18 protein-coding genes are annotated in these 25,915 nt (G+C 40.7%); 13 read left to right on the top strand and 5 right to left on the bottom strand.

Annotated features, from left to right (window positions below; translation table 11 throughout):
- Window positions 1–20 precede the first annotated feature (20 nt).
- A complete protein-coding gene (locus SJY38_RS19815) occupies window positions 21–953 on the bottom strand; it encodes a hypothetical protein (protein WP_377110661.1) in 933 nt (310 codons plus the stop codon).
- 373 nt (window positions 954–1,326) lie between these two features.
- Here SJY38_RS19815 and SJY38_RS19810 point away from each other — a divergent pair, with 373 nt between their 5' ends.
- From SJY38_RS19810 to rluF, 10 genes are all read left to right on the top strand, one after another.
- Window positions 1,327–1,629, top strand: coding sequence for an isoamylase early set domain-containing protein (locus SJY38_RS19810; RefSeq protein ID WP_004586437.1), 303 nt, complete (start codon window positions 1,327–1,329; stop codon window positions 1,627–1,629).
- A gap of 9 nt (window positions 1,630–1,638) precedes the next feature.
- The gene (gene malQ, locus SJY38_RS19805) at window positions 1,639–3,636 is read left to right on the top strand and encodes a 4-alpha-glucanotransferase (RefSeq protein WP_377110660.1); all 1,998 of its coding nucleotides are present in this window, start codon (window positions 1,639–1,641) and stop codon (window positions 3,634–3,636) included.
- Complete coding sequence (glgB, locus tag SJY38_RS19800; protein ID WP_377110659.1) at window positions 3,629–5,848, top strand: 1,4-alpha-glucan branching protein GlgB; 2,220 nt, start codon at window positions 3,629–3,631, stop codon at window positions 5,846–5,848. Before malQ ends, glgB begins: the two co-directional genes overlap by 8 nt.
- Entirely contained in the window at window positions 5,841–7,904 is a 2,064-nt protein-coding gene (gene glgX, locus SJY38_RS19795; RefSeq protein WP_377110658.1) for a glycogen debranching protein GlgX, read from the top strand. Before glgB ends, glgX begins: the two co-directional genes overlap by 8 nt.
- Complete coding sequence (locus SJY38_RS19790; protein ID WP_377110657.1) at window positions 7,897–10,434, top strand: glycogen/starch/alpha-glucan phosphorylase; 2,538 nt, start codon at window positions 7,897–7,899, stop codon at window positions 10,432–10,434. Before glgX ends, SJY38_RS19790 begins: the two co-directional genes overlap by 8 nt.
- A 14-nt stretch (window positions 10,435–10,448) precedes the next feature.
- Window positions 10,449–11,750: a glucose-1-phosphate adenylyltransferase gene (gene glgC, locus SJY38_RS19785; protein WP_004586432.1), complete on the top strand. Its 1,302-nt coding sequence runs from the start codon at window positions 10,449–10,451 to the stop codon at window positions 11,748–11,750.
- Window positions 11,751–11,791: 41 nt separating this feature from the next.
- Complete coding sequence (locus tag SJY38_RS19780; protein ID WP_377110656.1) at window positions 11,792–13,327, top strand: glycogen synthase; 1,536 nt, start codon at window positions 11,792–11,794, stop codon at window positions 13,325–13,327.
- 91 nt (window positions 13,328–13,418) lie between these two features.
- On the top strand, window positions 13,419–14,633 hold the full coding sequence (locus tag SJY38_RS19775) for an EAL and HDOD domain-containing protein (RefSeq protein WP_029774480.1): 1,215 nt from the start codon (window positions 13,419–13,421) through the stop codon (window positions 14,631–14,633).
- A 34-nt stretch (window positions 14,634–14,667) separates the two neighbouring features.
- Window positions 14,668–15,747, top strand: a complete 1,080-nt coding sequence (locus SJY38_RS19770) for a DUF418 domain-containing protein (protein WP_377110707.1) — start codon at window positions 14,668–14,670, stop codon at window positions 15,745–15,747.
- Between the two features lie 76 nt (window positions 15,748–15,823).
- Window positions 15,824–16,810: a 23S rRNA pseudouridine(2604) synthase RluF gene (rluF, locus tag SJY38_RS19765; RefSeq protein WP_377110655.1), complete on the top strand. Its 987-nt coding sequence runs from the start codon at window positions 15,824–15,826 to the stop codon at window positions 16,808–16,810.
- Window positions 16,811–16,819: 9 nt separating this feature from the next.
- On the opposite strand, the gene SJY38_RS19760 is transcribed toward rluF, so the two are convergent.
- The 3 genes from SJY38_RS19760 to SJY38_RS19750 form a co-directional block, all read right to left on the bottom strand.
- The gene (locus tag SJY38_RS19760; RefSeq protein WP_244151804.1) at window positions 16,820–17,257 is read right to left on the bottom strand and encodes a hypothetical protein; all 438 of its coding nucleotides are present in this window, start codon (window positions 17,255–17,257) and stop codon (window positions 16,820–16,822) included.
- Window positions 17,258–17,737: 480 nt separating this feature from the next.
- Window positions 17,738–20,818, bottom strand: coding sequence for an efflux RND transporter permease subunit (locus SJY38_RS19755; RefSeq protein ID WP_377110654.1), 3,081 nt, complete (start codon window positions 20,816–20,818; stop codon window positions 17,738–17,740).
- 2 nt (window positions 20,819–20,820) lie between these two features.
- Window positions 20,821–21,903 (bottom strand): efflux RND transporter periplasmic adaptor subunit, encoded by a 1,083-nt coding sequence (locus SJY38_RS19750; RefSeq protein ID WP_024031767.1) that lies wholly within the window; start codon window positions 21,901–21,903, stop codon window positions 20,821–20,823.
- 123 nt (window positions 21,904–22,026) lie between these two features.
- Between SJY38_RS19750 and SJY38_RS19745 the strand changes: the two genes are divergently transcribed.
- The 3 genes from SJY38_RS19745 (at window position 22,027) to SJY38_RS19735 (ending at window position 24,325) form a co-directional block, all read left to right on the top strand.
- Window positions 22,027–22,923, top strand: coding sequence for a LysR family transcriptional regulator (locus SJY38_RS19745; RefSeq protein WP_289169301.1), 897 nt, complete (start codon window positions 22,027–22,029; stop codon window positions 22,921–22,923).
- The gene (locus SJY38_RS19740) at window positions 22,913–23,224 is read left to right on the top strand and encodes an MGMT family protein (protein ID WP_055019064.1); all 312 of its coding nucleotides are present in this window, start codon (window positions 22,913–22,915) and stop codon (window positions 23,222–23,224) included. Before SJY38_RS19745 ends, SJY38_RS19740 begins: the two co-directional genes overlap by 11 nt.
- A 549-nt stretch (window positions 23,225–23,773) precedes the next feature.
- Window positions 23,774–24,325 carry a diguanylate cyclase gene (locus SJY38_RS19735; protein ID WP_377110653.1) on the top strand — a complete coding sequence of 184 codons (552 nt, stop codon included), beginning with the start codon at window positions 23,774–23,776 and terminating at the stop codon, window positions 24,323–24,325.
- Between the two features lie 273 nt (window positions 24,326–24,598).
- On the opposite strand, the gene SJY38_RS19730 is transcribed toward SJY38_RS19735, so the two are convergent.
- The gene (locus tag SJY38_RS19730; RefSeq protein ID WP_377110652.1) at window positions 24,599–25,498 is read right to left on the bottom strand and encodes an SDR family oxidoreductase; all 900 of its coding nucleotides are present in this window, start codon (window positions 25,496–25,498) and stop codon (window positions 24,599–24,601) included.
- Window positions 25,499–25,915: the final 417 nt, after the last annotated feature.

Raw genomic sequence — 25,915 nt, 5'->3', positions numbered from 1 at the left:
TATAGCAAAATTTTGTGTAGCTATTTATTTACGGCAGTCTTTGGCGCTTGTCTGATAACGGTTTTTTGTGCTTCATTTAATTTAATAACGTAAGCATTTCCTCCTACCAGCCCTTTAAATTCTTCATCGGTAAAAATAAGTGTATTATCATCATAAAAGGTGATCGCTTCTTTTTGCGTGACGATACCTAAATCGATTCGAGACACATCACCAGAAAAAAACTTGTCGCCTTTAAAGTTTTCGAACAGCCAAATGCTTGTAGAATCAAGTAACACAAGTTTAGTCCTGTCAGGGCTAAGAGCAGCGGATGTGATCCAACAGAGTTTTTCTAGAGTTGTGCATGTTTTAAATGAATCAATTAACTGAGCATCAAAATTGGCTGCATGATCGCCCACTTTATAAACATTGGTTATGCCATCGAAAGGTTCGGTTCTATTTTTGGTAAATAAATATAAATGGCGTTTGTATTCTACAAAGGCTTCTAAATCAAAGTTGCGTTTGTTAGGGGTAATGGGAGTGCCATCCATTTCAGGATAGGTAAACTTAATAATTTCGGCTTCGGTGGTCTCTGTTTTTATATCTATTGGGTTTTCTATTTTATAGATAGTTAACCACTTTCTGTCGTTTTTATTATTGCCAAAATCACCTAAGAAAAAATGACCAAATTTATTTTGCGTCATGTCTTCCCAGTCTATATTTTTAGCATTTGTAACAAGGATTTCTTTTTCAATAGCGCCATCTTCGCCCAGGCGATAAAGTTTTGGGTCGTCACCGCCATCATTAATCGCCCACAAACGCTTTTTTTTATCAAACTCAATGCCTGAAATTTCTTTTAATTTAGGGTCTACTGATAATTGCTTTTTACTATAAAGGGTATGTATAGAAAGGCTTACAAAGGAGGCAAGTGCAATAAATACAATTACCGTAGTAAATAAAATGCTTTTTTTCAACATGAAATTTTTGGTATTTCAGAGACGTAAGATGCTGTGTATTATTACTTAAGCACACTGATAACGAAAGAATTTTATAGGTTAGTGTGAACCTTTATACGATTTTTTGCTCAATATATTAATAATAAAAAATGATTAAGTTGGTTTAATACTTGCTGTACATTAGTTTGTCATTAATAAGCGAAAATTTTTATCGTAATCGCACCTTATATGTGCAGCTAAAAACTTTTTTGCACTGTAATAATGCGTAAATAAAAATTTGTTTAAATTACCCGCGTTTAATGATGTTTAAATGCACCCCACATCGCCCTTTAAAGTGTTGTATCGGCCCTGTGGCAAAGATTAAGTACCCATTTTGGTTTAGTTGGAGCCTACTATGTTGAATAAACGTTTTTTCAAAACAAAAAATGAAGCTGAAGTTACCTTTGAGTTTACCCACCCTGATGCAGAGCAAGTAAGTTTACTTGGCGAATTTACCGATTGGCAGCCGGTGCCTATGAAGCTTAATAAAAAAGAAGGGGTCTTTAAATGTAAGCAACGCTTGCCAGTTGATCAGCAGTTTCATTTTCGTTATTTAATTAATGGTGATATTTGGGATAACGACCACCAAGCAGATGACTACCTACCTAATACATTTGGCACAGAAAATAGCATAGTGAACACTCAACGCATAAATTAAGGCGAGTAAATGGACGCACTTTCGCAGTTGTTTTATCTGCACGGTATCGGTTATGAGTTTACTAAATACACGGGCGAGCAGGTTATATTTAGCGAAGACACGCGCAAACGTGCCTTACAATGTTGTGGTGTAAATACCGAAGATGAACACCAAATAGCACAGCTTAATTATCAATTAGATGTTGCGCCTTGGTTAGAGTTAGCACCCGATACCAGCTTAGTGAATTTAACTGATAACCTTTTTTATATTCGCATAGATGAGCGTCAACGTGATTTACCTGTTGCGATAACGTTGCCAAAGTTAAACGTTACCTATGAGCGTGCTAATTTACATAATTTGGCCATCACTGGCGATTACTATGTACATGGCGTGCGTTATATTGAAGTAGCAGTGCCGTTAGGGGCTATTCCGGTAGGTTATCATCAGGCGCTGGTTAGTGTAGGGGAGCAAAGCAAAGAGATTCAATTGTGGGCCACCCCAGAAAAAGTTTTTCAAGTAGATGATACTAAGCGCACTGGGCTTTCGCTGCAGTTGTACACAGTTAAAAACAAAGCAGGCCTAGGTGTAGGGGATTTTAATGATTTACTAGAGCTATGTGATTTATGTGCTCAGCAGCACATGGACTACATATTACTCAACCCGTTACATTTACTGTTTGCACAGCAAAGTGAGCGAGCCAGTCCCTATAGCCCTAATAGCCGTGCGTTATTAAATCCTTTGTACATTTGTGTTGAACTATCAGCTGATGCTAAAAACAATCCACAATTAGATGCTTTGTTACACAGTGATGAGGTAAAAGCGCTTTTTAACAGCAATGAACAGTTTATAAATTATGAAAAAGTAAGCGCAGTTAAATATACATTATTTAAAGCGCTATTTAGTCATTTTGAAGCACATGCCAGCGCTTCACGACGCGATGAGTTTGCCCAGTTTTGCAAACAAAACGCCCAGACCCTAACTACGCTAAATTCAGCCAATCCTACCTTTGATTACTACTTACAATGGCAGGCTAAATTACAATTAAGCCATTGTCAGCAGCACTGTTTAAATAAAGGCATGGCAATAGGTTTAATTAATGACCTTGCTGTTGGTTGTGCAGGAGATGGCGTTGAGTATCAATCTCAGCAATCACTTTTTAGTGATAATGCCAATGTTGGCGCACCGCCAGACCCTTGGGCGCAAGCAGGGCAAAATTGGGGGCTGCCTGCGCTTAACCCGCAACAATTAAAAAATGATCACTTTGCCTTTTATCGCTCACTTATTAGCGCAAACATGCAAGGCGTTGGCGGTTTGCGCATTGATCATGTTATGGCACTAAGGCGCTTATGGTGGTGCTTTGAAAATAACCATACACAAGATGGCTGTTATGTTTATTACCCTTTCGAGCACTTATTGGCTATTTTAAAAATAGAGTCTCACCTTAATCAGTGCATAGTAATAGGTGAAGACTTAGGCATAGTCCCGCCCGAGGTAAAACACGCACTTGCTGTAAGTGGTATTTATTCAAATAGCTTATTTTATTTTGAAAAACAACATGATGGTGAGTTTTTACCGTTACAAGAATTACCTAAGCATTGTTTAATTATGATAGCGAATCATGACGTACCGCCATTTTGCGGCTGGTGGCAAACAGATGATTTAGATATTAAACGTCAGTATCAGCTTATTGATGATCAGCAGTACCAACAGCAATTGCACGAACGACAACAAGAAAAACAACGATTACTGCGTTTTATACGGTTACATAGCGCAGAGCAACTTAGCGAAACTAGCGATGCTATGTGCGTTTACGGTGAACTTGCCAAAGCACTTGCACGCAGTGAGACCCGTTTATTTGCACTTCAGCTTGATGATTTAGATAAACAAACGTATCCGGTGAATATACCCGGCACTAATACCGAATACCCAAATTGGCGCCGTGTTTTAACTCATTCAAGCAACGCTATTTTTAAAAATAATGCCAGTACCTTGGCTGCAGTTAATTCAATAAGGAAAGGATATGAGTAGTACCGCACCAAAGGATTCATTACAGACCCATTACGACGCACAGGTAACTGCACTACAAGGCGGCAGATTTAAAGACCCTTTTAGTTTTTTAGGGGCACATGCTTATAAAAATGGCTACGAAATACGCGTGTATTTACCCGCGGCTAAAAATGTAAATATTATTATTAATGATAAAAAAGTTATTGCTAAGCGTTATAACAGTAGCGATTTATTCATTGCAACAAGCAACGAAATGCCAACGCAACCTTATAAATGCAACGTTGAATATGCAAACTCAGCATTATGTTTTTACGATGAATATAGCTTTGCAAGCAGCCTAGATACAGATGCAATGTATTTATTTAACGAAGGCAGTTTAGAACATGCATATAAACATTTAGGCGCACACTTTATTAATCAACAAGGGGTTGATGGAGTGCGTTTTTGTGTGTGGGCGCCTAATGCAGCCAGTGTATCTGTTATTGGCGAATTTAACCTTTGGCAAGCTAATCGTCATTATATGCGTTTTCATCCTGCGTGTGGTGTATGGGAGCTTTTTATCGCAGGGCTTCAGCCCGATACCTGTTATAAATTTTCTATTGTGACACAGCAAGGCGATGTGCTTGAAAAAGCAGATCCGTTTGCCTTTAAAATGCAGCAAGCTCCGGGTACGGCCAGTGTGTTACAACAGCAAGCAACGCCTATTTCGCTCAGTGATAGCGAGCTTAAAAATCGTCAAAAGCGTAACCATATAGACGCGCCCATAAGTATTTACGAAGTGCACTTGGGTTCATGGCAAAGGGCTGAAGAAAACCGCTATTTAAGCTATAGCGAACTTGCCGACAAACTTGTTAATTACACGCTTGAAATGGGCTTTACGCATATTCAATTAATGCCAATAAGTGAATACCCGTTTGATGGCTCTTGGGGTTACCAGCCGGTGGGGTTGTTTGCACCAACTAGTCGTTTTGGTGATTACAGCAGTTTTAAATACTTTGTACAGCAGTGCCACAAAGCAAACTTAGGCGTGCTACTTGATTGGGTGCCCGGGCATTTTCCTAGTGATCCGCATGGTTTACACCACTTTGACGGCACGCATTTATTTGAACATGCCGATATTCGACAGGGCTTTCATCCTGATTGGAATACCTATATTTATAATTACGACCGCCCGGAGGTTAAAAGCTTTTTAATCTCTAATGCGATGTATTGGCTAGAGCAATTTGGCCTTGATGGACTGCGCGTAGATGCGGTGGCTTCAATGCTTTATTTAGATTACAGCCGCAAAGAAGGTGAATGGGTTGCCAATTGTTATGGTGGGCGAGAAAACCTTGGCGCTATTGAGTGCTTAAAGCAGGTAAATTTGCGTAGTTATAAAAATAATCCGGGCATTATGATGGTGGCTGAAGAGTCGACCGCGTGGCCGGGGGTCACTCAAAGTGTTGATCACAATGGCTTAGGCTTTGGCTACAAGTGGAATATGGGGTGGATGAACGACAGCCTTCATTACATGCAACATGATCCGCTTTATAGGCAGCATCATCATCACGAAATGACCTTTTCTATGGTGTACGCATTTAGCGAAAATTACATTTTACCGCTAAGTCATGACGAAGTTGTACATGGTAAAGGCTCGCTAATTGAAAAAATGCCCGGTGATGATTGGCAAAAATTTGCCAATTTACGTGCGTATTACGCATTTATGTGGGCGCACCCAGGTAAAAAGCTGCTGTTTATGGGCGGCGAAATAGCACAGCGAAAAGAGTGGGATCACAACCATTCTATTGATTGGCATTTGCTAGAACATAAAAGCCACCGCGGTATACAAAACACTGTACAAGCGCTTAATACTGTTTATAAAAAGTCGCCTGCACTGTATGAACTCGACTCAAGCCCTGCGGGTTTTGAATGGATAGATAACAACAATAACGAGCAAAGTATATTTAGTTTTGTACGTTATGCTAAAAATGCCCACGACTTTATTGTAGTAGTGGCAAACTTTACGCCTGTTTCTTATCAAGAGTATGAAATTGGTGTACCCGCAGCGGGTAAGTATAAGGTTATTTTAAACACCGATGATGACGCTTTTTTTGGCTCAGGTATTAAAGTAACAGCAAACAAAAACGCCACGGTTAGTAGCGTTAAGGCAAGCGCTCATGGCTTTTCGCATAGCATTAAAATTGCAGTGGGCGGGTTAACGACTATTTATTTACAAAAGGTTGAAGATGAGTAATCGATTTGAGGTTTCACATGGGCAACCACAGCCACTTGGCGCAACTATTAGCAGTGGCGGCGTTAACTTTAGCTTGTACGCACCTAAAGCAACACAAGCTTATGTGTGCTTATTTGATAAAAGTGGGCACTCTGAAATATTAAAAGTAACCATGCATATCAACGAAGGCGGTATATGGACAGCCCATGTAGCGCCCTTAGCCGAAGGCGCATTATATGGTTATCGCGTAGAAGGGGAGTACAGTCCTGAAAAAGGCCTGCTGTTTAACGAGCACAAGTTGCTGATTGACCCTTATGCTAAAGACTTATTTGGCGAATTTACATGGAGTGAGCGCCACTATGGGCAAATGCCTATTGGCACGAAAAGCACCGTTAATAATGCCATTGATATACCTAAATCACGGGTTGTTAATAGCCAGCCTTATAAACACAAAAAGCCAAACCATAGCTGGTCTAATACCGTTATTTATGAGTGCCATGTAAAAGGCGCCACGTGCCGACACCCTAATATCCCTAAAAATTTACAAGGTAAGTTTTTAGGCTTAAGCCACCCTAGCTTTATTGAGCATTTGCATAATTTAGGGGTCACCGCACTAGAGCTGCTCCCTGTACATGCTTTTATAAGTGAGCAGTTTTTAACAGCAAAAGGGCTGCAAAATTATTGGGGCTACAACACACTCAACTTTTTTACCCCCCATAAAGATTATTTAGTTGATGATGACATTAACGAATTTAAGCGCATGGTTAGTGAGCTTCATAAAGCGGATATAGAGGTTATTTTAGATGTGGTTTATAACCACACCGCAGAAGCGGGCGCCGATGGGCCGATTTTATCGCTCAGAGGGCTAGATAACCTAGCTTATTACCGGACGGTGGCTGATAAGCCTCAGGTGTATATAAACGATACAGGCTGCGGTAACACCATTAATATTGATCATCCTAAAACCTTAAAGCTGGTACTTGATAGCTTACGTTATTGGGTGCAAGTAATGGGAGTAGACGGATTTAGGTTTGATTTAGCCACCATTTTAGGCCGAAATGCCCATGGTTTTAATAGCGCCCATGCGTTTTTTCAAGCCATTGAGCAAGACCCTGTATTAAGTCGTGTAAAGCTTATTAGTGAGCCCTGGGATATAGGGCCAGGTGGCTATCAACTGGGGGCTTTTGCTGCACCTTGGCGAGAGTGGAATGACCAATACCGAGATGTAATACGCCGATTTTGGCAAAGCGAAGAAGGCGTTATTGCAAATGTAGCAAAACGTATTCATGGCTCATTTGATATTTTTGAGCACAGCCAGCGCGGGCCGCTAAACAGCATTAATTTTATTACCAGCCATGATGGTTTTACGCTTGCCGATTTGGTGAGTTATGAGCATAAACATAATGAAGCGAATGGCGAGCAAAATCGCGATGGCCACAGCGCTAATCATTCCACCAATTGTGGTGTTGAAGGATTTACTAATGATGCCAAAATTATTGCCCTAAGGCTGCAGCAACAAAAGAACTTTTTACTTACGCTAATACTCTCAAAAGGGGTGCCTATGATTGCCTCAGGCAGTGAAATGGGTCACTCGCAAGGGGGCAATAATAATGCGTATTGTCAAAATAACCGCACCAGTTGGTTGGCATGGAAAGACTCACAGCTAAATCATTCACTAACCCGATTTATTGACGATGTACTAAAAATAAGGCGTGGTCACAGTGCGTTTAAACACAGTGTGTTTTCAGAAGATATTGACGAGCGCTTTACGGTTAAATGGTTTACCGAGCAAGGCGTAAAAATGACCAACGAGCATTGGCACGAGCCACAGCGCCAGTTTTTAATGTATAGCTTGTTAGATAAGCAAAATAAATACGCCTTATTAATCATTTTAAATGCGAGTAAAAAAACAGTTTTTTGTAAGTTACCCCCATCGCCTATCGCGGCGCAATGGGACATGGTTTTATCAAGTGTACATAACGCATCGGTGAGTAGTAAAGAGGATGCAATAGTCGAAATTTCAGCACAAAGCAGCTGGGTTTTTAGTGCAAATTTAGAGGACGATGGTCATGTCTAAGCAAGACGAAAATGTGTGTGTGGTAAAAGGGTGGCAAGAAGGCCCTGTAATTGATGAAAGCACTTTAAAAGATGATTTAACTCGGCACTTTTATTACAGTTTAGGGCGTGACAAAGTGGGTGAGTCGCAACTGTATTTATATCATGCGCTTGCGCTGACAATCAGAGATCGGCTGGTTGCACGTTGCAGAGAAACCAAACAACAAATCAAGCAAGAAAAACGCCGTAAAACAGCTTACCTATCGCTAGAGTTTTTAATGGGTAGAGCACTTGGTAATGCAATTTTAAATCTCGACTTAGACGAGCAAGTCTCCAATGCACTGCAAGAGTATTGCACCACAATTGAAACCGTAGCCCAGGCAGAGCACGATGCAGGGCTAGGTAATGGTGGCCTTGGGCGTTTAGCTGCCTGCTTTTTAGATAGTTGTGCAAGCCTTGCGCTTCCCGTGGTTGGTTACGGTATTCGCTACGAATACGGTATGTTTAACCAATCATTAAAAAATGGCCACCAAGTTGAGCAACCCGATAACTGGCTTCGTGAGGGGCACCCGTGGGAGCTTGCCGCGCCTGAGCAATCACAACGAGTGAAGTTTTTTGGGCACGTACAAAGTTATACCGATAAACATGGGCGCGAACACCGTCAATGGGTTGGTTGTCACGACGTATTAGCTGTGCCATATGATGTGCCTATTCCTGGTTATAAAAACGACATTGTTAATACGCTAAGGCTATGGAAATCAGAAGCGACCGACGAATTTAACTTAACCGAGTTTAATGCGGGGAGTTATTCAGAAGCGGTAGCGCAAAAAAACCTAGCAGAACAAATCACAATGGTGCTTTACCCAAATGACAGCAGTGAAAATGGTAAAGAGCTTAGATTGCGCCAACAGTACTTTTTATCATCAGCGAGTATTCAAGATATCGTATCGCAATGGGTTGAACAATACGGCGAAGACTTTAGTGACTTTGCTGCACATCATGTATTTCAATTAAACGATACGCACCCAAGTATTGCCGTGGCAGAGTTAATGCGCATGTTAGTTGATGACTACGAGCTTGATTGGGATAACGCGTGGGAAATTACAACCAGCACAATGGCTTACACTAACCACACGCTATTGCCAGAGGCATTAGAAAAATGGTCAGTGCCGCTTTTTGCGAAACTATTGCCGCGAATTTTAGAAATTATTTATGAAATAAACGCCCGCTTTTTAGCGCAAGTGGCACAGCATTGGCCAGGCGATGCAAGTAAACAGCGCGCGCTTTCGTTAATTGAAGAAGGCGACGTGCCGCAAATACGCATGGCTTATTTAGCGATTGTGGGTAGCTATTCGGTAAATGGTGTGGCCGCACTACATACCCAACTTTTAAAAGAAGGGCTATTTAAAACCTTTTACGAGCTTTGGCCTAACAAGTTTAATAATAAAACCAACGGGGTTACCCCAAGGCGTTGGTTAGCACACTGCAACCCGGCCTTAAGTCATTTAATTACAGAAAAAATTGGCTCAAAATGGGTTAGCGATTTTGCAGATATAAGCCAATTACGCCGCTACTTCGACGACACTGCGTTTCATCAGCAATGGCAAAATGTTAAACGCGAAAATAAACAACGTCTCGTCGATTTAGTGAAAGAGCGCTGTGGTGTTGATTTTGATGTAGAGATGATGTTTGACGTACAAGTTAAACGTATTCACGAATACAAACGCCAGTTATTAAATGTACTTCATGTTATTCATTTATATGACCGTATACGCCGAGGCGATACCACAAACTTAGTACCACGTTGTGTGCTACTAGGGGGTAAAGCCGCCCCTGGTTATTACATGGCTAAAAAAATAATTAAGCTAATTAATAACGTAGCTGAGGTTATTAATAAAGACCCACTTGCAGCGCCTTATTTACGAGTTGCGTTTTTGCCAAATTATAATGTAACCGCCATGGAAACTATTTGCCCTGCAACCGATTTATCAGAGCAAGTATCGACCGCAGGTAAAGAAGCATCAGGCACCGGTAACATGAAGTTTATGATGAATGGTGCGCTTACTATTGGTACGTTAGATGGGGCGAATATTGAAATTAGAGACGCTGTTGGCGCTGATAACTTCTTTTTGTTTGGTGCGCAGGCTCATCAAATTGATGATATTAAATCGCGATATAACCCTTCTCATTTAATAGAGCAAAACAGCGACCTAAGCCATGTAATGCAGTTACTCGAAAGCGGGCAATTTAACCTGTTTGAGCCTAATTTATTTGACGACATTATTAATGCTATTAAAAGCCCTCACGATCCGTGGTTGGTTGCACATGACTTTGAAAGCTATGTGGCAGCGCAAAAGCAGGTAGAGGCTGCGTATCAAGACCAAACGCATTGGACGCAAATGAGTATTTTAAATGCGGCCGCAAGCGGCATATTTTCAAGCGATAGAACCATAAGCCAATACAGTGAAGATATTTGGCACCTAACCCCCCTAACTATTAGTGAAACAGACTTACACGCAACTACGAGCCATGCCACTAAGAGCACAGACTAAACGGAGAGAGTATTATGCCTAGTTATGCAAATCGTTACATAAGTAGCTTAACCCGAGATACGTACGCGTTAATACTGGCTGGTGGACGCGGCTCACGCTTACACGAATTGACAGATTGGCGCGCAAAGCCCGCTGTTTATTTTGGCGGTAAGCACCGTATTATCGATTTTCCATTATCAAATTGTATCAATTCGGGTGTGAGGCGTGTAGGCATAGCCACACAATATAAATCGCACTCTTTGATTCGCCATGTTAATCGCGCCTGGGGCCATTTTAAAAAGGAGCTGGGGGAGTCGGTTGAAATTTTACCCGCATCTCAGCGTAATGGTGATGAGTGGTATTGTGGAACTGCCGATGCGGTATTTCAAAACATGGATATTATTCGCCACGAACTGCCAAAATATGTGATGATTTTGTCAGGCGATCACGTTTATCGAATGGATTACGGCGCTTTATTAGCAGAGCATGTGCAAAAAGGCGCCGACATGACAGTATGTTGCCTTGAAGTACCTGTTGAAGAGGCTGCAGATACCTTTGGGGTAATGACCGTTGATGAAAAAAATCGGGTATGTCGCTTTGATGAGAAACCTTCGATCCCCAGCTCTGTCCCTGGTAAGCCAGGTACCTGCTTAGCCTCTATGGGCAACTATGTGTTTAATACTGAGTTTTTATTTGAGCAGCTAAAAAAAGATGCTGAAAATGAAGGTTCTGGCCGCGACTTTGGGCACGATATTATTCCGGCAATTATAGAAGAGCACAGTGTGTATGCGTTTCCGTTTAGAGATCCCATGCAAGAAGGGCAACCTTATTGGCGCGATGTAGGAACGTTAGACTCGTTTTGGGAAGCCAATATGGAATTGGTAATGCCCGAGCCACAGCTAGATCTATACGATCCAACCTGGCCTATTTGGACCTACCAAGAGCAGTTGCCACCGGCTAAGTTTATTTTTGATGATGAAGATAGACGAGGTATGGCGGTAGACTCAACGGTATCAGGAGGGTGTATTGTATCGGGCTCAGTGGTTAGAAAATCACTGCTGTTTTCAAACGTGCACGTGCGTTCATTTTGCGAAATAGAGCAATCAGTAATTTTACCCGGAGCTCTCATTAATCGTCATTGTAAAATTAAGCGAGCCATAATTGATCGAAGCTGTGAAATACCCGCAGGGCTTGAAATTGGCTACGATAGAAAAGCCGATGAAGAAAATGGCTTTAGGGTGTCTAAAAAAGGCATCGTATTAGTCACCCGTGATATGCTCACGGAACTTGCTAAAAAGCTTGAACGTCAAGCACACGAAAATAAAAAGTTCGCTTAAAATCGGATGCGAATAACAAAGGTTAAGGAAGTAGTAAATAAATGCATGTATTAATGGTTGCCGCAGAAAACGATGCTCTACCAAACGCTAAAGTGGGCGGGGTAGCAGATGTAGTCAGAGATGCCCCAAAAGCACTAGCAGCACAAGGCGTGAGCGTAGATGTTGTTATTCCTGATTATGGGTTTGAGCAACTGCAACGTGAATATATAGGTGATGTCACTGTTATATTTAGAGCGCAGCCACAGGTATTATCTTTATTTAAAATAAGTGATGACAACACACACATTAATCAATTTGTTATTTCGCACCCACTGTTTAGCCAATCGGGTTCGGTGTATTGCAATGACGAACCCGGGCGACCTTTTGCTACTGATGCAACAAAATATGCATTATTTAGTGCCGCTCTATGTGAAGCGCTGCTTCAGGGTTTAATAACGCGCCCTCAAGCACTGCATTTACACGATTGGCATAGCGCGTGTGTCGCCGTATTATTAAAATTTGATAAACGCTACGATACGCTCGCTAATTTACATATTGCCTATACAGTTCATAATTTAGCACTGCAAGGGATCAGGCCTTTTAAACACGACGACTCGAGTTTAGAGGCTTGGTTTCCTTCGTTAGGTTATAACGGGCAACATTTGTGCGATCCTCGTTACCCACACTGTTTTAACCCTATGCGCAGTGCTATAAATTTGGCAGATAAAGTTCATTTAGTCTCACCTACTTACAGTACCGAGGTACTAAAGCCGAGTAATTATCAGCAAGGTTTTTTTGGTGGAGAAGGCTTAGAGCTTGATTTACAAAATCAATCGGCTCAAGGCAAGGTGGTGGGAATATTAAATGGCTGTGAATACCCTGAGAAAAACCCTGAGCAGGTTACTTTATCGCGCTTGTATGAGCGTATTGAATATACTTTATTTAACTGGATGGCAAAACATGAGCAGCTTGAAACGAGCTACTATGTGGCGCATCAGCGCATGCTGCAGTTTAAAAACACGCCTATAGATGGGCCCCTCGTAACAAGTGTTGGCAGGCTGACCGAGCAAAAGGTGTTATTACTTTGCCAACAATACGGTAATGCATTAGCGCTTGATAAAGTGTGTGAAATAATTAACCGTTTTAATGGTCGTCTTATTATTTTAGGCTCTGGTGACAAAGCCCTTGAAAGCATTTTCACCAAGGCCATGGCACGCAATGCAAACTTATTGTTTTTAAAAGGTTATGGGCAAGGTATTGGCGATAGCCTATATGAGCTAGGGGATTTATTTTTAATGCCAAGCTCGTTTGAACCTTGCGGAATTAGTCAAATGCTTGCTATGCGCGCAGGGCAACCTTGTTTAGTACACAGTGTTGGCGGTTTAAAAGACACCGTAAGCCACAACAACAATGGCTTTGCATTTTCTGGCGGCTCGTTGAATGAACAAGTTGATGGGTTAATGACATGCTTAACTGAAACCCTTACGCTAAAACAGCAAAATCCTAAGCAATGGAGTAACATTACAGCTAATGCTAAAGGAGCACGTTTTTCGTGGGAAACGGTCGCTGCTGATTATATTTCAAGCATGTATTGCTAAATCATTAAAATTAAACGCAGTAGAAGTGACATTTATACCTATTTACGCTATTAATTACTTAGTTTGAGTATAAAAATAAGAAGTAGGTAATGTGTCTGTATTTGTTGCAAGGCAAGCAATATTCAATCGTAAGCAAAATGTAGTTGCTTACGAGCTTTTATTTCGTAATAGTGCTGAAAACTTTTTTCCCGATATAGAAGAAGGTCAAGCAACTGCTCGCCTAATAATGGAAAACCAGCTTAATTTAGGCACACGCCACATCACCTCAGGTAAAACGGCACTGATAAATATAGGCCCAGACTCTTTAAAGCACAATTTATGTGACTTTTTACCCTGTAAAGATGTGGTCATTGAGCTGTTAGAAACCATTGAACCCACCGATGATAACTATCAGCTTTGCAGAGAGCTTTTTCATAAAAACTATAAACTCGCATTAGATGACTTTGTTTATAACGAGCAATGGGAGCGATTTTTAAAGTTTATTAAGCTAGTAAAGTTTGATATTGCGCAAACGCCTTTATCAGATATTGCCGAGATTGTAGAAAAACTAAAACAGCATAAAAAAATAAAAATATTAGCAGAAAAAATAGAAACCCAAGCAGATTATCACCAAGCACATAAAATGGGGTTTGATTACTTTCAAGGCTACTTTTTTGCCAAGCCCACAATGCACGAACAGCAAGACATTGATTATAACTATGCGTTAGTTGTGGCTATTTACGCGCAAGTAATGAAACCAAGCCCAGATATAAAGCAAATTAGTGCGTTATTTGAAGCCGATGCGGCCTTGGCTTATAAGCTTATGCGGCTAATTAACAGCGGTGTTTTTCCTATTCAGAGTAAAATATCATCTATTAAGCAGGCGTTAGTGTATTTAGGGCATGAGCGTTTAAAAAAGTTTGTTAGTTTAATTGTTACCGCGCACACCGCGGGTAAAAAGCCAGCAGAACTAATGCAAGTGTGTGTAGTTAGAGCACGCTTTTGTGAGCTAATAGCAAAGCAGGTGTCTAAATCGTTGGCGGGTGAGGCGTTTTTAACCGGCTTGTTTTCGTTACTAGATGCCATACTCGATCAACCTATGAGTTTATTAGTCGAAAAGTTACCTTTTCCTGATGATATTAAAGCGGCATTATTAAACGAAAAAAACACCCTATATTATATTTTAAATGTAGTACAAGCGTACGAAACAGGTAGCTGGTGGACATTAGAAAAAGCCGTTATATTACTTAATGTTAAAAGTGATGTGCTGCCAGGATTATATAATCAAGCCGTAGATTGGGCAGATAATTATAAAAATAATAGTTAAAGGACAGTAACCGCTCATTATGCGAAATTATAATATGGACTTTATTCGCGGCATTGCCGTGCTTTGCTTAGTGTATATGAATGGCTATGCGTTTGGCTTAATGGATTATAGCTATATTCCTTTATCTACCTCCCCTTTTAGTGACACCCTTATCCATGCTGTGAGTACTTTTTTTGTTGATGGCCGATTTAGAACGCTGTTTAGCTTACTGTTTGGGGCAGGGCTTTATATTCAATGGCAAAAAGTTAAATCAACAGCGCCTTTAAAAGCGCGATTGCATTGGCTTATCATTTTTGGTTTGGTACATGGTTTTTTACTTTGGGCTGGCGACATTTTATTTTTGTACGGTGTATCTGGCTGGTTTGTTCTAAAATATTTGCAAAGTAATAACCAACTGCTTGTAAAAAGGGCAGGGGAGTTTCTTTTAATTGGTTGTGTAGTCACGGGGTTGGTGCTCTTTAGTGCACCAGATGAGGTCGTTTATCGTGATTCAGCACAGTATATCGATTTATATAGCCCGTATTACAGCGATTACTTTTTGAGTAATCTAGGTATGAATGTATTAATGCTGGTAGTTGTTCCTATCATGATCATGTGGCTGTGCGTAGGGCTAATGCTGATTGGCATATATTTATATAAAAATGAGGTTTTTAGTAAAGGTTTAACTAAGCCGCACCTTATTGTTTGTATAGCTGGCGCCTTTATTTTTTCAGGCATGAGGCTTTATGCGTCAAAGTTCACAGGGGGAGCAGGGTTCGCCATACAAGAGTTTATAAATACCTTTGCCGCATTGTTCATGGCTGTATTTTATATTCATCTCATCGTTAAATTTTGCAATAACAGTGCCCATGTGGGTCGGCTTATTCAGCAAGCTGGGCGTTTAGCCTTTACCTTATATATATGCCAAACACTTATGCAGCTGTTGCTTTATAAAGTGTTGTATCCGCAGTGGGTATTAAGTTTTAACCGAATAGACTATTGGATAATCGCGACTGGCCTAGTTAGCGTGCAGCTATTGTTTACAGCTTTATATTGTCGCTATTATGAGCAAGGGCCACTGGAATATGTTTGGCGCAGGTTAACTCAAGCAAAAATTGCAAAAATTAATGCGTAAAGGTTTAAATTAGGGGCGAAAAATAATGGCGTGTGGTTTACACTAGTCGCCTTTAAAATTAGGACCATTAAGTGCCATGACCGAATTAAAACGTTTAAATAAATTTATTAGTGAAACAGGTTTTTGTTCACGCCGTGAAGCCGATAAATATATTGAGCAAGGTCGTGTAACGGTTAATGGTAATACGCCTGAAATGGGCGTAAAAGTGGCTGATACCGATACTGTTTTAGTAGATGGAAAACAGCTGCGCGAAAAACCAAAACGCGTGTACATTGCGTATAATAAGCCAGTGGGTATTACCTGTACCACCGAGAGTAAAATTCAAAGTAATATTGTCAAAGCCGTTAATTATCCCACCCGTATATTTCCTATCGGCCGTTTAGATAGACCTTCAGAAGGATTGATTTTTTTAACTAACGAAGGCGATATCGTTAATAAAATTTTGCGAGCGGGTAATAACCACGAAAAAGAATACGTGGTGACAGTTGATAAACCACTAAATCGCCAATTTGTGAGCAAAATGGCCAACGGTATTCCTATTTTAGATACCGTTACAAAAAAATGTAAAGTGACACAAACAGCTCCGCAAGAATTCAAAATAGTGCTTACGCAGGGGTTAAATCGCCAAATTCGTCGTATGTGTGAATACCTAGGTTATGAAGTTGTGACCCTTAAACGTACCCGCATTATGAATGTAACGTTAAAGGGCTTAAAAGTAGGCCAGTGGCGACATTTAACCGACGTAGAAATGGCGCAAATTAATGACTCCATTGCTGATTCGGGTAAAACGCAAGAGCACTCGGTTGATACCAATAAGCAAAATGCCAATAACAAAGGCGAGCCTAAAAAGCGTGATTTTCAGGGTGAAAACCCACGCGCCTTTAATAATGAGCGAGGCACTCGCACTCAAAGAAGTAATACCCCTTTTCAAAAGCGCTCAACCACCTATGTAGGTAAAGGGGGCGCTAGCAAAAATACGCAAGGCGATAGCAAAAGTGCAAACAACAAAAAGCCAGCAAACGGTAAAGCGCGTTCATCTGGCACATTAAGTTTAAAAAAATAGCGTGCGCACTTACCATTGTATTTGATGTACAACGTTACCGAGTGGGCTTTTAACTCCCACGATGTTTATTTTCTCATTTTTTAGCCGCTTTAATGCTGGTTTATCTAAATACCACCTAAAAGAGCGCTTTCTGTAAGTTTGTAAATCAAGCACAACCAGTTTTGCGCAGCTGTATTCGTAATCACTCGGACACGCCTCTACAGCCAGTAGCTGGTACTCTTGCTGCCAGCTATTGTCGCTATAATAATACGTCCATAACTTTACTGAAATACAAAAACTAGCCCACAGCCATAAATAAACTAAAACCGGTATAAACAAAATACCCAGCCAGCCCCTAAGCTTCCCATCATCCTCTAAGTAGTCTTTAAAATTTGATTTAAATGTTATGCATGCGTTGTACTTTTTGTATCCGTACATCCCCCCTGCAATACTAATTATTACTGACAAAACAGGAAGCAGCTTATGTGTTAAAAAATCATAAGCGGTATTGGCAATAAAGGGGGGATCGAGATTTTCATCCCAAGCAATAAAAAATAGGGGTGGGAATAGTAAACTAGCGGTAATTATTATTCTAAAAAGTTGTTTTGCTGTCATTTGAGGGGTTATTTATAAAACACAACGCCAATATAAAGTAAAAAAAGCTCTAAATAAACGGCTAATGTAGATACGCTGTTTTTAGAGCGCAGTCGTTTAATTAAATCGTAAGTACCGTCAAACATGCCTGTTATTACCAGTGCAATACCGCCCGTGAAACGGTAGTTGTTTAAATCTACATTGCCATTTTCGTCGGTAATAAAGCTAAAATAGCCAAAGAGAATACAAATACAACCTAGTTTATTATGTCCATCTTTAACCTCGGTTTAAATAATAAAAAACGCAGCTACTGTGAGGTAAGCTGCGTTTTAAACGTGCTGTAAGGCTTTTAAATTACTTTCTAGGCTCGTAGTCTATTCTAAATACAACAGTATAAAGCACAGGTACTACGATAAGCGTAAGTATGGTTGCAAAACCTAAACCAAACATAATAGTTACCGCCATTGACTGGAAGAACACGTCAAACAACAGCGGGATCATACCTAAAATGGTGGTAATAGCCGCCATGGCTACAGGGCGTACACGGCTAACGCCAGATTCAAACACAGCTTGATAAGGCGATTTACCATCGCGAAGCTCAAGATTTATTTGATCGACCAACACTATGCCGTTTTTAATCAGCATCCCGCTTAAACTTAGTAATCCAAGTAGTGCCATAAAGCTAAATGGCGCATTCATTATTAACATGCCCGCACTCACACCAATAATGGCAAGTGGCACTGTAGCCCAAATAACTAGAGGCTGTTTAAGTGAATTGAACAGCAGTACGGTTACCGCAAACATCGCTAAATAACCCAGCGGTAATGAGCCAAATATAGCGGCTTGCGCATCCGATGACGACTCATACTCGCCGCCCCATTCTAATTTATAGCCACGCGGTAGCTCTATTGCTTCTACGGGTCCGCGCACGCGTGCAAATAACTTAGCGGCAGTTTCATCGCCTAATACGTTGTGATCGGCCATTACCGTTATTGTGCGCTTTCGGTCGCGGCGCATAATTAGGCTGTCTTCCCATTCAACCACAAATTCGTCAACCACTTGTGTTACTGGCACAAATACACCCAGTACTGGGCTGTATATTTGTAAATCGTGAACGCTTTCTACATTTAGGCGCTCATTTGCCGGTGAGCGAGCAATAATTGGCAGAAGTTGCGTACCATCGCGGTATACACCCACTTGCTTGCCTGAAAGGCTAGTAAGCAGAACATCATCAAGGTCTGACTTACTAATACCTAAGCGGCGCGCTTTTTGTTCGTTAAATTGTGGACGAATCATTTTAGTACGTGCCCGCCAATCATCACGAATATTATAAGCGCCGTCGTCCTGTGCGATCACTTCTTCAGCCTGGGCGGCTAATTGTCTAAGTATTACCGGATCAGGGCCTGTAAAGCGTGCTTCAATTTTAGCATCGGTGGAGGGGCCAATTTCCATAGGCTTAATTTTAAGCTCAGCTGAAAGCGGTGTATTTTGCGAGTATTCACGCACTTTTTTCATTACTACAGCCACCGCCTCGCGGTTTTTTACTCTAATAATGAGCTGCCCGTATGACGAGTACGACTTTTGCGGTGCATAAGTAAGCATAAAGCGTGGAGCACCTTGGCCTGTAGTACTGGTTATTTCTTCAACTAGCTCTTCTTTTTGAAGGTAGTTTTCAAGCTTTTTAATTCCCTCTAGCGTTGCTCTTATGTCGGAGCCTTGTTGCTGCCAGTAATCTACATAAAACATAGGCGTGTTAGAGGCGGGGAAAAACGATTGTTTAACCGCACCAAAACCAACCACAGCCGAGCAAAGGAGCACGACCATAAGCACAAGCGTGGTTTTACGATAATGCATAGACACATCTAAAAGTGCTTTATAGCCGGTAAAAATAAAGCCTTGGTATGGGTCGTCATTTTCCTCTTCGCCCTCAGCATTTTTAGCTTTTTTAAATTCATCTTGTTTAAACATTAAATTTGCAAAAAATGGCGTAAGCGTAATGGCGGTGATCCAGCTTAGTAAAAGCGATATAAACAATACCCAAAATAAGCTACCCGCAAATTCACCGGTCGCATCAGAGCTCAAGCCAATAGGGGCAAACGCAGTAATACCAATAACTGTAGCGCCTAGTAGCGGCCATTTAGTTTGTTCTACAATATTAACTGCAGCTTTTAACTTAGTTTGGCCACGCTTTAAATTTATTAATATGCCTTCGGTTACTACTATGGCGTTATCTACCAGCATACCAAGGGCAATAATAAGCGCACCCAGAGAAATACGTTGCAGGTCTATGGCGAACAACTTCATAAATATAAAGGTGCCTAAAACGGTGAGTAATAAAATACCGCCAATTAAAATACCACTTTTTAACCCCATAAATATAAGCAGTACCACAATTACAATGGCAATCGCCTCTACTAGGCTGACAATAAAGCCATCTACCGATTTTTCTACTTCTTTAGGTTGGTTATACACCGATTCTACATGTATGCCATGTGGGCGCTGGTATTCAAGCTCTGCTAAGTGCTCGTCAATACGTTTACCTACATCTACTACGTTCACGCTATTCATAAACGAAACGCCAATTAAAAGCGCTTGTTCTGAGTTGTAGCGAATAACATTGCTGGGTACTTCTGCGTATTCTCTAAATACTTTGGCTACATCACCTAAGTAAATAAGCTCGCTAGCACCGGGTTTAGATATAAGTAGGGTTTCGAGCTCTTTAACATCTTTAAATTCGCCGGTTGGGTGAAAGCGTATAGACTCATCACCCACTCTAATTTTACCTGCGTTAGAGACTGTATTTTGCGATTGCAGTAAACCAAAAATATGGCTTGGGGCAATTCCGAGCTGCGCTAATTTACGGGTAGACACTTCAACCATTACTTGAGGCTGTTGCTCACCAGCAATGGTCACTTTACTCACACCTTTAACCAGTACGAGTTCACGCTTTAAGTAATCGGTGTAATCTTTAAGTTCATCATAAGAGTAGCCATCGCCGGTAACCGCATACATAACGCCGTATACATCACCAAAGTCATCTAAAATGGTGCTTGGGTAAACGCCACTCGGGAGTGAAGGCGCTAAGTCGTTAATTTTACGGCGCATTTCATCCCAAATTTGGCGCAGCTGTTCTTTTCGGTAGGTGCTTTTCATTTCTACCGATATTTGCGACTTACCATTTGATGAAATAGAGGTCACATAATCTACGTAGGGGAGTTGCTGAATTGCATTTTCGATAGGAAAGGTGACTTCTTCCTCTACTTGTTGTGGCGATGCACCCGGATACATAGTAATAACCATGGCGGTTTTAAGCGTAAACTCTGGGTCTTCTAGTTGGCCTAAATCAAAGTACGACACACTCCCGCCAATTAACAGCAGTAGTGCAAACATCCAGCTAATTATTTTTTTCTCTATGGAGAGTTGCGCAAAGCTCATAATTATAAGCCTCGCTCTTTATTCCATGGACGTACTTTCATGCCTTCATCTAATGAGTGCACGCCAGCAGAGACGACAATTTGGCCTTCTTTAATACCGCTTAGCACTTCAATACCGTCGCGGTGTACTTGGCCCACTTTAACGGCTTGTTTATTAACAACACCGGTTTCTGGGTTATATATCCACACATAGGCGTTATCCGACACGCTTTCTTTAGCTTCAGAAAAAACCGACTCTACCGGTAAAATAGTGTAAGCCACTTGCGAGCTGGTTACTTTTGATAAATCGATAAATACACGGCCCGTCATCCCTGCAAGTAGGTTAAAGTCTTTAGGTACTGGCAGCGAAAAAACAACTTTGTAGGTAAGCGTAGTAGGATCGGCCTGCGTATCCCACTCTTTTAAGTCAAGGGTGTACTCTTTATTATCATAACCGTCAAACACAACGGTAGGGTGGTAGTCGCTGCCTTTTTTAATGCGCGCTATTATTTTTTCAGGAACTTGGATTTCTACATCCATTAAATCGCGGGTTTCTAGGCGTAAAATGTTTTGCTTGGCTTGAATGTTTTCAAAGTTTTTAACAAATACTTTGGCTACAGTCCCTGCAAATGGGGCGCGCAGTTCGCTGTATTCTAGGTTGGTTTCGGCAATTTTAAAGGCAGACTCTGCCACTTGCATATTGGCTAATGCTTCATCGTACTCTGATTGACTCGCGATTCTTTTTTCAAGTAATTGTTCAATGCGGCTAAGTTGTGATTTAGCAAGCTCATAACGGGCTTTTCTATCATCGTATTGTAATTGAAAGTCTTCTGGGTCAAGCTTTGCTAAAAGTTGCCCTTTTTCAACTTCTTCACCTGCTAATACCGGAAACTCAACTAGTTCACCATTGACTCTAAATGCTAAGTACGAGCCTTGGTTAGCAACCACTTCAGCAGGAAAGCTGCGCACATTTGTTTGCGAATCATGTCCTATATTGAATAACTTTACAGGCCTAATGGGCTCTTCTTTTACTTGCTTTTCTGGCTCTGAACAGGCCATTAAGGTAAGTAAAGTCGTAGTAAGTATACATAGACGAAAGAGTTTCATGTCTTCTCCGTGGCAATGATGGGCAAAATAATTAAGTGCAGGATACGCCGCAACCATATAAAATAAAATTCATTAAATTTTAGAAACATAATAAGTTTTATTTATGATCATGTTGAGCGCAGTATGAAGCTGAATCAATTACAAATTTTAGATGCCATTGTACAAAGTGCAAGTTTAAGTGGCGCGGCGCTTAAATTACATAAAACTCAACCTGCGCTTACATTAGCAATTAAAAACCTAGAGGCAAAAATTGGCTTTGAACTACTTGATAGAAGTAAGTACCGATTACAGTTAACTGAAAAAGGGCGTGTTTTTCATCGCGAAGCACAACAATTATTGCATGCAAATGATGAGCTAGCACAGCTTGCTAAAGAGCTTGCACTGGGTAACGAGCCACAATATCGAATTTGCTACGAGCAAATTTGTCAAAAAGACAGTTATAACGAGATCATAAGTAATACTTTTAGACTATTTAAGCGTACAGAGTTTAATTTAACCAGTGGCAAACGCTTTGTCTCTTTAGAGCAAGTAAATAGTGGGCAAGTGGAGTTAGGCATCGGCCCCTGGTTTGACTTATTTCATGCAACAGGGCACTTAGAAAGCCTACCAATTGGTAAATTAAACATTGGAATTATTGCATCTACTAAAGCGTTTCCTAAGTACATGACCTTTAACGAGCTACAAAATTACCCGTGTTTGGCCATGTTTGAAAGTGACTTAAGCATAGACAGCGACAAGCTTTCTTACTCAAAAGGCTCTGCCTTAATGAAGATTGACGATGTAACCAATTTAAAGTCGTTTTTGCTTGCTGGTGCCGGCTGGGCAATGATGAACATAGATTATTGTGGCCCTGAAATAGAAGCCGGGCTGTTGCAGCAAATACAGATAAACGACAGAGAAGATGAGTTTGGTATAGAAGTACGTGCATTTAGGCGTGATGCAATACACCATGGCCCTGTCGCACGCTCTATTTGGGAGCAATTTAAAGTACTCAGTGAGGCGTACGTTAATGACAGATAATATTGATAAAGAAACCCTCATCTACACCATTATTGCAAATATACCTGCAGGTTTTGTAGCAAGTTACGGGCAAGTAGCAACGCTTGCCGGTTATCCGCAAAATTCACGCTTAGTAGGGCGCCTTTTAAAGCAAATGCCAGATGATTCTGTTATACCGTGGCACAGAGTAGTAAACAGCCAAGGTAAAATATCATTTCCTGCAGGCAGTGATAAATACCAAGAGCAGCGCCAAAAGCTATTATTAGAAGGGGTTAGCTTTAAAAACGACAAAGTAAATATGCGCGAGTGTAGATGGCAGTAGTGAATGTATTTTCGTAAAAGAGCTTTTAAAGGCTGCTTTATTACAAGTGTGCGGCTTACTTTTTTTGTTTTTAGCTATCGTAAATCTACAAAAAATAGGGTTATTCAGCTTGTAGTTTACCTTTTCCACAACCTCCTTATCTAGCTTTGTGAATGAAAAACTTACAATGATAAGCGATATATTTTCTATTTCTTACACAACAAAAATATATTCGGCAAAGTAAAAAACACCTCCACACCTACCTATAGCTAAAATGGCATTAAATCAATTAAGCGTCGAGATTTGGCATAACACTTGAACTACTTATTAGTTGTAAATAGATATTGAGCATACCAAATGTTGGCTCAAGGGCGCGTTTAAAAATGGTATCTCATTTACATTAAGGTAAAAACGTAAGTAATCCTCAAGCCATCTTAAAAGTGAATGATAAATTATTTGAAAAATACGTTTTTTCACATCGCTAGTGATAAATGAAGAAGCTGATGAAGTGTAAATGTTTAGTTTTAAGCATGAGGGTTATTAAAACCAAATATTAAGGACTAACAAACTATGACTGACCCAACTTTATTGATTTTGATGTATTTTGTGATCCCTGTGTGGCTTGCTGCTGGCATTGCTGATTGGTTTTGTCATCGACGTAGTAATATTTCTACAACCAGCGGTGCTAAAGAGTCATTTATTCATTTATTAATGTTTGCCGAGGTGGGCATTCCGTTAATCCTCGTTTTAATATTTGAAGTTAATAGTTTGATTATTGCCATTTGTATTGTGTTGTTTTTTCTGCATGAGCTTACAGCAATGTGGGATGTAACTTATGCGGTAAGTAAGCGAAGGGTAGGGCCGGTAGAGCAACATATACACAGTTTTTTAGAAATGATACCCCTATTAGCTTTGGTATTAATTATTGCGCGCCATTGGGAACAATTTACCGCTTTATTTACACCTGGCGGCTTTCCTCCTGACTTTACGCTGCAATTAAAAGCCTCTCCTTTACCAATAACTTACTTGGCAACGGTGCTATTTATAGCACTTGCGCTAGAATTTACGCCTTATTTAGAAGAGTTCATTCGCGGTATACGTGCTAAAAAAGGTAACACTTAATCGGCTTAAGTTATTTATGCAGTTAATTTATGCGTGTCTAACTCGGCGCACTCTTGCTCACACTGAGCTAAATAGTGCTGTATGAACACAGGTTTTTAGTACCAAGCTAAGATGTTGTCTAAGGTATTGTTAACCAGAGCCTCACCAATACTTAGTGGGGCTTATTTAGGTATAATTGAAAAAAGGCAAGGTAAAAATAGCGGCGTATATACGCCGCTATTATTTTATAAACTCAATAAGCTAAGATTAACTAATATAAGTGAACCAGCATGATTAAGGTAGATGCTGCCCACCTGTAACACCCATTATTTCAGCGGTAATGTAACTTGACTCTTGCGATGCTAAGTATACATAGGTGGGTGCTAGTTCAGCAGGCTGGCCTGGTCTACCTAATGGTACGTTATCACCAAATTCAGGCAATTTTTTAGCCGGTTGGCCGCCACTTTGTTGAAGCGGGGTCCAAATTGGCCCTGGAGCAACCCCATTAACCCGAATGCCTTTATCAATAACCATTTTTGCTAAACTTTTAGTAAAGCTTGTAATTGCGCCCTTAGTCGATGCGTAATCAAGAAGCCCAGCAGAGGGTTGATAGCATTGGATAGAGGTTGTATTAATAATACTAGCGCCCAGTGGCATATGTTTTACCGCCGCTTTTGTTATCCAAAACATAGCAAATACATTTGTTGCATATGTTTGGCAAAATTGCTCGGTAGATAAATCGTCTAGCTCGGCAACAAACTGTTGCTTACCCGCATTATTCACTAATATGTCGATTGAGCCTAAGTTTTCAACGCTTTGCGCCACAAGGTCGTTACAAAAACTCTCATCAGAGATATCGCCTGCAATTCCCCATGCTTTGTTACCGGTGGCTTTTAAAATATCGAGTGTTTCTTTCGCATCGGCTTCTTCGCTGGCTAAGTAATTAATAACCACATCGGCACCTTCTCTGGCAAATGCAATGGCAACCGCTCTGCCAATGCCCGAGTCGCCCCCGGTGATCAACGCCTTGCGACCCTTTAACCTGTCGCTACCTACATAGGTATCTTCGCCGTGATCTGCTTTAGGTTTTAAAATTTCATCTAGGCCTGGGTCTGGTTGATCACTGTCTTTTTCGGTCCGTCCCATTTGATATTGGCTTCTAGGGTCTTGCATCGTAAATTGGTTAGTTGGCATATCAACGTCTCCTTTAATGTAAAGTTTAAGTTGGATTAACTGCATGTAATCGTAAAGAGCCTAATGGTAGATAACGCAGCAATGCTTGTTACCTATCTCTTTGCTTGGCAGGAATAGACGTAAAAGTGAGTGTGGTTGTAAAATATTGAGTATAAGTAGCAACTGACTAATCTAGCACTTGCCTCAATTGTAGAGTCAGCTTGTAATGCGCCCACTTTGTATCTCCTTTAACGTATTTGCTTGGCCAAGGTTTTACTGACCATTTATATTGAAGGAGCAATAGATATACCATAGCGTTACATTTAAAATATGAAGCTATGTTACTTATTTTAATGCATTTATTTTTAAACTAAGAAAAGAGTAAGTGAATAAAATGGGTAAAAAATGGATAAGAGTACCGAAAATGTTACACGCTGT

The organism is Pseudoalteromonas sp. R86517, assembly GCF_042466295.1.
Taxonomy (GTDB): domain Bacteria; phylum Pseudomonadota; class Gammaproteobacteria; order Enterobacterales; family Alteromonadaceae; genus Pseudoalteromonas; species Pseudoalteromonas atlantica.
Note: the sequence above shows the minus strand (reverse complement) of the source record. Positions and strands in the feature narration are given on the sequence as shown.

Excerpts from the sequence above, each read along its gene's own strand:
- SJY38_RS19770 (WP_377110707.1), top strand. The coding sequence starts at position 14,668 with ATGGACTTTATTCGCGGCATTGCCGTGCTTTGCTTAGTGTATATGAAT.
- SJY38_RS19790 (WP_377110657.1), top strand. The coding sequence starts at position 7,897 with ATGTCTAAGCAAGACGAAAATGTGTGTGTGGTAAAAGGGTGGCAAGAA.
- malQ (WP_377110660.1), top strand. The coding sequence starts at position 1,639 with ATGGACGCACTTTCGCAGTTGTTTTATCTGCACGGTATCGGTTATGAG.
- SJY38_RS19755 (WP_377110654.1), bottom strand. The coding sequence starts at position 20,818 with ATGAGCTTTGCGCAACTCTCCATAGAGAAAAAAATAATTAGCTGGATG.
- glgX (WP_377110658.1), top strand. The coding sequence starts at position 5,841 with ATGAGTAATCGATTTGAGGTTTCACATGGGCAACCACAGCCACTTGGC.
- SJY38_RS19730 (WP_377110652.1), bottom strand. The coding sequence starts at position 25,498 with ATGCCAACTAACCAATTTACGATGCAAGACCCTAGAAGCCAATATCAA.
- SJY38_RS19750 (WP_024031767.1), bottom strand. The coding sequence starts at position 21,903 with ATGAAACTCTTTCGTCTATGTATACTTACTACGACTTTACTTACCTTA.
- SJY38_RS19735 (WP_377110653.1), top strand. The coding sequence starts at position 23,774 with ATGACTGACCCAACTTTATTGATTTTGATGTATTTTGTGATCCCTGTG.
- SJY38_RS19815 (WP_377110661.1), bottom strand. The coding sequence starts at position 953 with ATGTTGAAAAAAAGCATTTTATTTACTACGGTAATTGTATTTATTGCA.
- SJY38_RS19780 (WP_377110656.1), top strand. The coding sequence starts at position 11,792 with ATGCATGTATTAATGGTTGCCGCAGAAAACGATGCTCTACCAAACGCT.
- glgB (WP_377110659.1), top strand. The coding sequence starts at position 3,629 with ATGAGTAGTACCGCACCAAAGGATTCATTACAGACCCATTACGACGCA.
- SJY38_RS19745 (WP_289169301.1), top strand. The coding sequence starts at position 22,027 with ATGAAGCTGAATCAATTACAAATTTTAGATGCCATTGTACAAAGTGCA.
- SJY38_RS19810 (WP_004586437.1), top strand. The coding sequence starts at position 1,327 with ATGTTGAATAAACGTTTTTTCAAAACAAAAAATGAAGCTGAAGTTACC.
- glgC (WP_004586432.1), top strand. The coding sequence starts at position 10,449 with ATGCCTAGTTATGCAAATCGTTACATAAGTAGCTTAACCCGAGATACG.
- SJY38_RS19740 (WP_055019064.1), top strand. The coding sequence starts at position 22,913 with ATGACAGATAATATTGATAAAGAAACCCTCATCTACACCATTATTGCA.
- rluF (WP_377110655.1), top strand. The coding sequence starts at position 15,824 with ATGACCGAATTAAAACGTTTAAATAAATTTATTAGTGAAACAGGTTTT.